Raw genomic sequence first — 10,278 nt, 5'->3', positions numbered from 1 at the left:
CAACTGGTACTGAGATTGGTGCGCCTGTATCTACTGCTTCGATTCCGCGAATTAAACCGTCAGTAGAGTCCATCGCAACTGTACGTACTGTATCGTCACCAAGATGAAGGGCAACTTCTAAAGTTAAATTGATGTCAACTTCAGATTCAGTACGCGCTTTATGTTCAATTCTTAGGGCGTTGTATAATTCAGGAAGCTTGCCGCTTTCGAATTTAACGTCTACAACTGGACCCAAAATTGCTGTTATGCGTCCTTTATTCATCGCTTTTCCTCCTAACAGATTTGTCCACTGTGAACATTCCGTTCTAACTAAGTACTACTTTACTTAGATCACACTATTCTAAAGCTGCTGCACCACCGACAATTTCGGTAATTTCTTGGGTAATGGCAGCCTGACGTGCACGGTTGTATGATAGTGTAAGTGAATCGATAAGCTCTCCAGCGTTATCAGTCGCACTTTTCATCGCTGTCATACGTGCAGCATGTTCACTAGCCTTACCATCGAGCAGCGCTCCATATATTAAACTTTCAGCATACTGCGGAAGCAGTGTTTCTAAAATTTCTTCTTGAGATGGTTCATACTCATATGAACTTAGCTTCGTATCACCTTCAGCAATTTCAGTTAACGGTAATAGTTTTCTCACCGATAAATCCTGTTGAATTGCACTAACGAAGTGGTTGTAATACATATAAAGTTCATCATAAGCACCATCTGAAAACATTCCAACCGCTTGGCTAGCAATGTCTTTAATATCTGAGAATACTGGCTGGTCTGCTAAACCAGTGATTTCCTTCGCAACTGGCATATTTCTTTTCTTAAAAAAGTCACGTCCAATACGGCCAATTGCAACGATTGCGTATTCATCAGTTGATTTATGACGTTCTTGAATTTGCCGTAAAACCGCACGTAAAACGTTACTGTTATAAGCGCCTGCTAAACCACGGTCAGATGTAATCACTAGATAACCAGTCTTTTTCACTTGTCTTGACTCAAGCATTGGATGACGAACACCTTTACTTCCAAGTGCTATGCTAGCAACAACCTCTTGCATTTTTTCCATATAAGGATAAAATGACTTTGCGTTTTCTTCAGCACGACTTAACTTAGAAGCAGATACCATGTGCATCGCTTTCGTAATTTGCATCGTTTTCTTTGTCGATGTAATACGGCCTTTTATATCGCGTAATGAAGCCACTCGTTTTCACCACCTTTTTATTCAGGGGACAAGGGGCAGGCTAAGGCCTACCACCTTTTTTTATTTGTAAATTTTATTTATTCAGAAATTGCAAATGTCTTTTTAAAGTCATTAATTGCCGCTGCCATGTCTGTATCAGCAGGTAAATCTTTTGTGCTTGTAATATGATCAAAAATCTCTTTTTTGCGGTTCATATCAATCCATGCAAAAAGCTCTTCTTCGAAACGTTGAATGTCTACTACTGGAATATCATCTAGGAAGCCTTTTGTTAATGCATAAAGGATGACTACTTGCTTTTCAACGGCAAGTGGCTTGTTTAAACCTTGCTTCAATACTTCTACAGTACGAACACCACGGTTTAATTTTGCTTGTGTTGCTTTATCAAGGTCTGAACCGAATTGAGCGAACGCTTCTAACTCACGGTAAGAAGCAAGGTCTAGACGTAATGTACCAGATACCTTTTTCATCGCTTTAATTTGCGCAGATCCCCCTACGCGAGATACTGATAAACCTGCGTTAATCGCTGGACGTACCCCTGAGAAGAACAAGTCTGATTGTAAGAAGATTTGTCCATCTGTGATTGAGATAACGTTCGTTGGAATGTACGCAGAAACGTCACCAGCTTGTGTTTCGATAAATGGTAGGGCTGTCATAGAGCCGGCGCCTAATTCATCGTTCAATTTTGCTGCACGCTCTAACAAGCGGCTGTGTAGATAGAATACATCCCCTGGATACGCTTCGCGGCCTGGAGGACGACGTAATAATAATGAAAGTTCACGGTATGCTGCTGCTTGTTTTGATAAATCATCATAGATGATTAATACGTGCTTACCGTTATACATGAAATGCTCACCCATTGATACACCTGCATATGGAGCAAGGTATAATAGTGGAGCTGGTTGTGATGCAGATGCCGTTACTACGATTGTGTAGTCTAATGCACCATTTTTACGTAATGTTTCAACAACACCACGTACCGTTGATTCCTTTTGACCAATTGCAACGTAAATACAAATCATATTTTCGTTCTTTTGGTTTAGGATTGCATCGATTGCTACTGATGTTTTACCAGTTTGGCGGTCACCGATGATTAACTCACGTTGTCCGCGTCCGATTGGAACTAGAGCATCGATCGCTTTAATACCAGTTTGTAATGGTTCATGTACTGATTTACGATCCATTACGCCTGATGCTTTTACTTCAATTGGACGAGTTTCTGTTGTTTCTATTGGGCCTAGGCCGTCAACCGGCATACCCAATGAGTTTACAACACGTCCTAATAATTGCTCACCAACAGGAACCTCCATAATACGGCCTGTACGACGAACTTCGTCACCTTCACGAATTTCTGTATATGGTCCTAGAATAACGATACCAACGTTGTTTTCTTCTAAGTTTTGGGCAAGACCCATTACTCCGTTAGAGAATTCAACAAGTTCTCCTGACATTACGTTATCAAGACCATGAGCACGTGCGATACCGTCACCAACTTGGATTACAGTACCAACATCATTCACTTCGATTTCAGACTGATAGTTTTCAATTTGCTTTTTTATCAGTGCACTAATTTCTTCTGCTTTGATGCTCATGAATTTCACCCCTAACCTCTAGCGTTGTGCAGTTAGTAATTGACGTTCAATACGTTCCAATTTACCTTTAACACTGCCATCATAAATTGTATTACCGATTCTTAGCTTGACGCCGCCGATTAGGCTATCGTCAATGATATTATTAATACGTAGTTCTGATTTGCCAATTTTCTTTGCAAAAACTTCTGAAAGTGCTTGTTCTTCATCAGCTGTTAACGCGCGGACAGAGAATACTTTAGCATCCGCAATGCCGCGTGCATCATTTGCCAATAGAAAATATTGTTCAGCAATTTCAAGAAGTAAATCTTCGCGCTTGCGATCGATTAAAAGAAGAATCGTGTTAATCACTGTTTGTGACGCATCTTTGAACACTTCTTTTACTAATGCCTTTTTCGTATCTTTCGCGATTTTTGGATGTTTTAAGATTGTTAGAAATTGTGGATTTTCGGCTACTACTTTCTCAACAACCTTGAGCTCTTGTTCTAATTGATCTAATTGGTTTTGCTCTTTTGCGAGATTGTAAAGGGCTACAGCATAGCGACCTGCAACAGCATTTTGACTCATCGCGCTTCGCCTACCTCTTTAATGTACTCATTGATCAATTTTTGTTGATCTTGTTCACTTAACTCTTTTTCAATCACTTTAGATGCAATTAGTACAGATAATGAAGCAACTTGTTCACGTAAAGCTGCAATCGCTTGCTCTTTTTCTTGCTGAATTTCCTTTACTGCAGCGTCTTTAATACGTGTTGCTTCAACTTTTGCTGCTTCAACGATATCCTTTTGTTGTTGCTCGCCAAGCTTCTTCGCACTTTCAATTAAATCTGCGGCATCTTGACGTGCAGCTTTTAAAGCTTCTGCCTGCTGAGCTGCAAATTCTTGCGCTTCTTTACGGCTTTTTTCTGCTGCATCGATTTCGTTAGCAATATGCTCTTCACGTTTTTTCATAATACCCATTAATGGGCCGAATGCAAACTTACGAAGTAAAAGTAATAGGATGATAAACGATACAAGCTGAACAACGATATCACCTGTGTTAATACCGCCAAGTGCGCCAGCTGCACCTAATACTAAAAAGTCTAATGACACTGTATTTCACTCCTTTCAATACGTGCCTATCCATAATGAAAATGAATAATGCGATTTAGCAAATAACTAATGCTAGATAAAGGAATGGCGAAGGATCTCGCTTAGATCGATCTTTCGCCATTATGAACAAAATCGGTTTGTAATGCGCTATTAAGAACCCATTACGATAAACGCGATAACTACCCCGATAATCGGTAATGCTTCAACTAACGCAACCCCGATGAACATTGTAGTTTGAAGTCTACCTTGAAGTTCTGGTTGACGAGCAATCCCTTCAACAGTACGGCCAACGATAAGACCGTTACCAATACCAGCACCTAGTGCCGCTAAACCTACCGCAATTGCAGCTGCTATTAAATTCATTTAAAAGTCCTCCCTTTTTCCTATGAAAAGTTTTATAATAATAAAATTTTTATATTAATGGTCCGTGCTCACTTTGTGAGACAAATAAACCATTGTTAACATTGTAAAAATAAATGCTTGGATTGTACCAACGAAAATACTAAATCCTTGCCATGCTAGCATCGGTAAAATACCGCCTAGTGCGCCTCCGATACCGCTTGACATTAATCCTGCTAGTAAACCTAGTAAAATTTCACCTGCGTAGATGTTACCATAAAGACGCAGACCAAGAGTTAGAGTGTTTGCAAACTCTTCAATAATTTTTAGTGGGAATAAAAACTTCATTGGAGAGAAGAATGTTCCTCCATAATGTTTTGCCCCTGTTAACTTAATCCCGTAATAATGTGATAGACCTACAATCATTACAGCTAAAGTTAATGTGATTGTTGGGTCAGCTGTCGGTGATTTCCACCACAGAACGCCATCAATCGAGACTGCGAATGGGAGACCTAACATATTTGATACAAAGATATACATAATGATTGTTACACCTAATGTTAGGAAACGACCACCTGTTTTCCAGTCCATTGTATTCCCGATGATGCCTTTGACGAAGTCCAAAACCCACTCCATAAAATTTTGCATCCCAGTCGGGCGGAGTTGTACGGCTTTCGCACCAGCAGTTGCGAGTAGGAATACAATTACAGAGGCAACAGTGATCATAAGGACGTTAGATAAATTAAATTGAAGTCCTAAAAATGTTACTATTGGAGCACCATGTTCCAAGTTGTTTCACCTCTCTTTCAGTTTTTCCTAATGGATTGAAAAAGAAAATCTATCATAATGACGAAATGGTTTGTCATTAATCCTATTATCACGGCTATTACGTTAAATGTATCAGGATAGCGCATAGCAATAACAACTGCAAGTGAAGCAGCTGCTAGACGGTTCAAAGCTCCAAGAGAACGCATTCTCTTTTTCTTTTCATCTTCTTTTTTGTTAGCATTGTCAACGATCGTTTGACCTAGCCTGTTGACTTTGCTATGCATCGACCATAAATTGTATGTACTGATAACTGTTCCTAGTATTAGCCCTAAAAAAATATGTGGATATGGTGTGAAGCCCCAACCGATTACAAAAATTGCTAGTAGATTAATAATAATCTTTAGTTCTCTAATGAAGATTTGTTTGTATTCTTTAATCATCATGGCTCCCTTTGAGGCTATCGATGAGGTTATCATATGTTAATTATTCTTTATTTATTATCCTTGTCACCTGTAAAGGTTTTAATAAGACGCAACATGCTATAGATGCCAGTAGCTAGTCCAAGAAACAGGCCAACAAGTAAAAATAATGGCAACGTTCCTAATTTCCCATCCAACCATTTCCCAAAGAATAAACCTATTAAAATCGAACCGACTAGTTGCGCGGAAATGGCAGACATGAGTGCCATTGCCTTGTAAGGATTTCTAGACCGTTTCTCATCAGACAAGGAAAACGCTCCTTTGGTAATTTTTTTAAATACACTGAAAATACAACAGATTATTTCCCCTTTTCACACCTTTTTTAGCATACAATAGGCCCCTTTTAATGTCAATCCATTTTAGTGAAAATTGTCACATGGATGTCAAATTATCTGGGGGATTACTTCACCCTCCTTTTTCACCAATTATAATTGTATTTTCCTCTGCAGTTTCACGGCCATTTTGAATAGCATAAACAACTACTTTATAGACGCCATCGGCAAATGGGATTTCTTCGCGCTGTTTTACAACCTCTAAGAGACCACGTTTTACATTCCTTTCATGCAGCAAAAATCCTACGAAATTTAATGTTAACGGGTCGAAAAGAGCTATACCTAATTCATCCGCGCGTTCCGGCAAATAAACCTCATATTTATAAGCATCCTCCTTCTTGTTTTCGGTATTTTCCTTTTCAAATGAAAAGCCCATTACACGAGGATGATTTGCATCACCAATGATAAATAAATACGGCAAATCAATTTCTCCATCACTTGTTGATATCATTTTTAAACTCCCAAAATGAGTTCCTTCTATTATTTTTTCAGTGTCGACGAAAAGAGATGCTGCTACCTGCCTTTTTTCCAATGGCTGCAAATATAATGAAAGCGGCAGTTTCCATTTGATTCCTTCTTCGATTTTCGGCGCTTGAAATGATATCTTTTGTACTTTATTTGATTTGTTTTCTATCGTTATGTTAAGCGCGCGCTCTCTTACATCTCCTGTTTTTTCAAAAGCACCATATGCCAGCGTTCCCGGATAAGCAAGCACATTAGCCTTAACCGCTTTATCAACTTGAATGCGCCCCGCCCCTTGTTCATATGGGTTATATTGTTTACCCGCATCGTCAAAAATCGGTCTTGCTGTATTCATTAACGCTGCTTTTACTTGTTCTGGATTCCAGTCTGGATGCGCTTGGAGGATTAATGCCGCTGCCCCAGCTACATGGGGTGCGGCCATGGATGTTCCCTGCAGCGAAACATAGCCATCGGGGATGGAGCTATTAATTTTTACACCCGGAGCAACAACATCAGGCTTGATTGCCCACGTATGTGTGACTGGCCCCCTTGAGCTGAAATTTGCCAAGCTGTCTTTGACTTGCTTCCCTTTTGTTTTTACCCAGTTATGTCCCTTTTCTAATTCCTTTTTCAAAAATAATCCGTCTTCCCTAGATAAGGCTATCGCTGGTATCTTTATAGCTTCTTCAAGCCCACCTGAGAAAAGTCCGTCTTTATTATTAAAAATTAAAACTGCTTTCGCTCCTTTGTTATAGGCATTTTTTACTTTATCTGTAAAAGAAATCTCACCTCTTTCCATTAGCACGATGTTGTCTTTTACATCATCCAGCAACTCTTTTTCGGAACCGAAGCCGCCGTAAACAATTCGATGACTTTTCGTTACATTCCATGGCACCGAGCCTCCGAGCGGCTGTAAAAAGATCGATTTATTTGGTACCAATTCAAGCTGCAACACCGGAATTTCAAGCGGCGGTGTTGAAGCACCTACAGATATTGCCTTTTCGGAAGCACCTGGCGAGCCGACCGTCCATAATCCTGGCCCAGAATTACCATTAGATGTTACAGCGACAACTCCCATTTCGACAGCTTTATCTAAAGCAATGCTTGTTGGGTAATCCGGGGCATTTACAGAGCTTCCTAATGAAAGGTTTATGATATCCATGCCATCTTTAACAGCTTTTTCAATCGCTGTAATCACTTGGTCAGAAGTGCCATAGCCGCCTGGTCCTAATGCGCGATAAGCATAGATTTCTGCATCTGGTGCAACCCCAAGGAATTTGCCGTTTGCGCCAATAATCCCGGCCACATGCGTGCCATGTAATGTTGCTTCTCCTTGGCTCTTCACCGTCTCCATTGGGTCCTCATCATCATCAACTAAGTCATAGCCCCCTTTGTAGTTCCGTTGTAAATCTGGGTGTGTATAATCAATCCCTGTATCGATGACGCCAATTTTTACACCTTTGCCAGTGAGCCGCTCGTTGTTTTCATCAAATTCGCCGCGTAAGAGCGTGCCTCCGATAAATGGCACACTTTTATCAAGCTCTACTTTGTAGGTCGTTATCGGATGGATTCGCTTAATACCGGGCTGACTCTTAATTTTTTCGATGTCGGCTGCTGTTGCTTTGATAGAGGCTCCTTGCAGAACGGTATTAAATACTTTATCTAGTTTTATACTTGGCTGACTGTCTTTAACTTTATTTAAGACATCCATATTTTCCACTTCGATGATGAACTTTTGAACTTCGTCTTCTTTTGGGGCAACATTTATGTCTATTCGTTTTATTTTTGGTACTGTTGCTTTGATTTGCGTAGATTCCACTAATATCGGCTGACTACACAAAAATAAATAAACTCCCATCAATGCGCTTATTAAAATTTTTAACATTTCGGCAACACACTCCTTAACTTGGTATTGTGTCACTTGATTGGTATTTTTATGTAGTGAATGAATGCCCAACTTAGCGGATTTATTGTCCGATACAGGGGACTTATTGTCCAGATTTCGTACTATTTTGTCCAAGTAAAGGCACTTATTGTCCAAAATGGGACTTTTATTGTCCGATTGCATTAATTTTCCAAAAAAAAGCAGCACATGTAGATTTACTTCTAACATGTACTGCTTTACTATTTTTATTTTGGAACACGTTGCCCCACCACAAATGCTTCAGGACGCTCTCCTATTTGGCCAAAACGGTAGCGGATTGCTTCGGCAATGCGCGCGCTAGCGTTGCCGTCACCATATGGATTGGAGGCCTTTGCCATTTTTTCATATTCATCCGAATCTGTAAGCAATTCAGCTGCCAAGCGATAAATCGTATCCTCATCTGTTCCAGCAAGCTTCAATGTTCCCGCTTCAATTCCTTCAGGCCGCTCTGTCGTATCACGCAACACAAGGACAGGTACACCAAGCGATGGTGCTTCTTCCTGGACACCGCCTGAATCAGTCAAAATTAAATGGGCCCGTGCAGCGAAGTTATGGAAATCAATAACATCAAGCGGCTCGATTAACTGAATGCGCTCATGTCCACCCAATATTTCATTTGCAATTTCTCGAACAGCGGGATTTAAATGCACAGGATAGATGACATGTACGTCACTATACTCATCAACAATGCGGCGAATCGCCCGAAACATGCTACGCATTGGCTCACCAAGATTTTCACGGCGATGAGCAGTCACTAGCACAAGTCTACCACCCTGTACTTTTTCAAGAACGTCATGATGATAATCATCTTTTACAGTCGTTTTCAAGGCATCAATCGCTGTGTTTCCGGTGATAAAAATCGCTTCTTGCTTTTTATTTTCCGCGATAAGGTTTGCAAAAGCCTTTTCCGTTGGCGCAAAATGAAGGTCAGCAATTACGCCAGTTAATTGGCGATTCATCTCTTCTGGAAATGGCGAATATTTATTCCAAGTCCTTAAGCCTGCTTCAACATGGCCTACTGCTACTTGATTGTAATAAGCAGCTAGGCTCGCGATAAACGTTGTCGCTGTATCACCATGTACAAGCACAATATCGGGCTTAACCTCTTTTATTACCGCATCCAAACCTTCAAGCCCTTTAGTCGTTACGCCCACTAATGTTTGCCGATCCTTCATGATGTTTAAATCATAGTCCGGTTTCACATTAAAAATTTCTAAAACTTGATCAAGCATTTGGCGGTGCTGGGCGGTTACCGCCACAATTGATTCAAATTCATCTGACCGTTTTTCCAACTCAAGCACAAGCGGACACATTTTTATTGCCTCTGGCCTTGTCCCAAAGGTTGTTAAAATTTTAATTCGTTTTGACATTTTCATTCACTCCAATTACTTTGTTCCAAACAAACGATCGCCTGCATCACCTAAACCAGGAACGATATAGCCGTGATCATTTAATTTTTCATCTAATCCAGCAATATAAATATCAACATCTGGATGTTCTTTTTGAATAACCTCAACTCCTTCAGGGGCGGCAATGACACACATTAAGCGGATATGCTGCGCACCACGAGTTTTTAAAGAGGTAATTGCTGCTGCTGCTGAGCCTCCTGTTGCTAACATCGGATCAAGGACAATGAACTCACGCTCCTCGATGTCTGAAGGAAGCTTCACATAATATTCAACCGGCTTCAATGTTTCTGGGTCACGGTATAAACCGACATGCCCCACTTTTGCTGCAGGAATTAGCTTTAAAATGCCGTCCACCATGCCTAATCCTGCACGTAAAATCGGAATTAAACCGAGCTTTTTGCCAGCAAGCACTTTTGCTTTTGCTGTTGCCACTGGCGTTTCAACAGTTACTTCCTTGAGCGGCAGGTCACGTGTAGCTTCAAACGCCATTAAACTAGCCATTTCATCTACTAGCTCGCGAAACTCCTTCGTACCCGTATTTTTATCGCGAATCATTGTAAGCTTATGTTGAATTAGCGGATGATCAAAAACATGAATTTTTCCCATCTAAACTCTCCTTTTCTGCGTTCTCACATTATGTATGTTGCCCAGTTTGTACAAATAGAAAAATCATCTTCGGATTCAGAGAAAAA

Annotated in this window: 12 protein-coding genes; all 12 read right to left on the bottom strand. The window is 40.4% G+C overall.

Going from position 1 to position 10,278, the window contains the following annotated elements; genetic code table 11:
* Positions 1–262: F0F1 ATP synthase subunit beta (locus GX497_11680; GenBank protein HHY73854.1), on the bottom strand; the 262-nt coding region annotated here is incomplete at its 3' end.
* A gap of 73 nt (positions 263–335) precedes the next feature.
* Positions 336–1,196 (bottom strand): F0F1 ATP synthase subunit gamma, encoded by an 861-nt coding sequence (locus GX497_11675; GenBank protein HHY73853.1) that lies wholly within the window; start codon positions 1,194–1,196, stop codon positions 336–338.
* 77 nt (positions 1,197–1,273) lie between these two features.
* A complete protein-coding gene (gene atpA, locus GX497_11670; GenBank protein HHY73852.1) occupies positions 1,274–2,785 on the bottom strand; it encodes a F0F1 ATP synthase subunit alpha in 1,512 nt (503 codons plus the stop codon).
* An 18-nt stretch (positions 2,786–2,803) separates the two neighbouring features.
* Positions 2,804–3,349, bottom strand: a complete 546-nt coding sequence (locus GX497_11665) for a F0F1 ATP synthase subunit delta (protein HHY73851.1) — start codon at positions 3,347–3,349, stop codon at positions 2,804–2,806.
* Positions 3,346–3,873 carry a F0F1 ATP synthase subunit B gene (atpF, locus tag GX497_11660; GenBank protein HHY73850.1) on the bottom strand — a complete coding sequence of 176 codons (528 nt, stop codon included), beginning with the start codon at positions 3,871–3,873 and terminating at the stop codon, positions 3,346–3,348. The genes GX497_11665 and atpF overlap by 4 nt, the downstream gene beginning before the upstream one ends.
* Positions 3,874–4,023: 150 nt before the next feature.
* Entirely contained in the window at positions 4,024–4,236 is a 213-nt protein-coding gene (gene atpE, locus GX497_11655) for a F0F1 ATP synthase subunit C (GenBank protein ID HHY73849.1), read from the bottom strand.
* Positions 4,237–4,290: 54 nt separating this feature from the next.
* Complete coding sequence (gene atpB, locus GX497_11650; protein HHY73848.1) at positions 4,291–5,001, bottom strand: F0F1 ATP synthase subunit A; 711 nt, start codon at positions 4,999–5,001, stop codon at positions 4,291–4,293.
* A gap of 17 nt (positions 5,002–5,018) precedes the next feature.
* Positions 5,019–5,417 (bottom strand): ATP synthase subunit I, encoded by a 399-nt coding sequence (locus GX497_11645; GenBank protein ID HHY73847.1) that lies wholly within the window; start codon positions 5,415–5,417, stop codon positions 5,019–5,021.
* A gap of 53 nt (positions 5,418–5,470) precedes the next feature.
* On the bottom strand, positions 5,471–5,668 hold the full coding sequence (locus GX497_11640) for an AtpZ/AtpI family protein (protein ID HHY73846.1): 198 nt from the start codon (positions 5,666–5,668) through the stop codon (positions 5,471–5,473).
* Positions 5,669–5,864: 196 nt separating this feature from the next.
* On the bottom strand, positions 5,865–8,138 hold the full coding sequence (locus tag GX497_11635; protein ID HHY73845.1) for a S8 family serine peptidase: 2,274 nt from the start codon (positions 8,136–8,138) through the stop codon (positions 5,865–5,867).
* A 245-nt stretch (positions 8,139–8,383) separates the two neighbouring features.
* Entirely contained in the window at positions 8,384–9,547 is a 1,164-nt protein-coding gene (gene wecB / locus GX497_11630) for a UDP-N-acetylglucosamine 2-epimerase (non-hydrolyzing) (GenBank protein HHY73844.1), read from the bottom strand.
* Positions 9,548–9,562: 15 nt separating this feature from the next.
* Positions 9,563–10,192, bottom strand: coding sequence for a uracil phosphoribosyltransferase (upp, locus tag GX497_11625; protein ID HHY73843.1), 630 nt, complete (start codon positions 10,190–10,192; stop codon positions 9,563–9,565).
* Between the last annotated feature and the right edge of the window lie 86 nt (positions 10,193–10,278).

Origin of the sequence: Bacillus sp. (in: firmicutes), from assembly GCA_012842745.1 — a bacterium.
GTDB lineage: Bacteria > Bacillota > Bacilli > Bacillales > Bacillaceae_J > Schinkia.
Note: the sequence above shows the minus strand (reverse complement) of the source record. Positions and strands in the feature narration are given on the sequence as shown.

Excerpts from the sequence above, each read along its gene's own strand:
- GX497_11640 (HHY73846.1), bottom strand. The coding sequence starts at position 5,668 with ATGGCACTCATGTCTGCCATTTCCGCGCAACTAGTCGGTTCGATTTTA.
- atpE (HHY73849.1), bottom strand. The coding sequence starts at position 4,236 with ATGAATTTAATAGCAGCTGCAATTGCGGTAGGTTTAGCGGCACTAGGT.
- GX497_11635 (HHY73845.1), bottom strand. The coding sequence starts at position 8,138 with ATGTTAAAAATTTTAATAAGCGCATTGATGGGAGTTTATTTATTTTTG.
- GX497_11665 (HHY73851.1), bottom strand. The coding sequence starts at position 3,349 with ATGAGTCAAAATGCTGTTGCAGGTCGCTATGCTGTAGCCCTTTACAAT.
- upp (HHY73843.1), bottom strand. The coding sequence starts at position 10,192 with ATGGGAAAAATTCATGTTTTTGATCATCCGCTAATTCAACATAAGCTT.
- wecB (HHY73844.1), bottom strand. The coding sequence starts at position 9,547 with ATGTCAAAACGAATTAAAATTTTAACAACCTTTGGGACAAGGCCAGAG.
- atpA (HHY73852.1), bottom strand. The coding sequence starts at position 2,785 with ATGAGCATCAAAGCAGAAGAAATTAGTGCACTGATAAAAAAGCAAATT.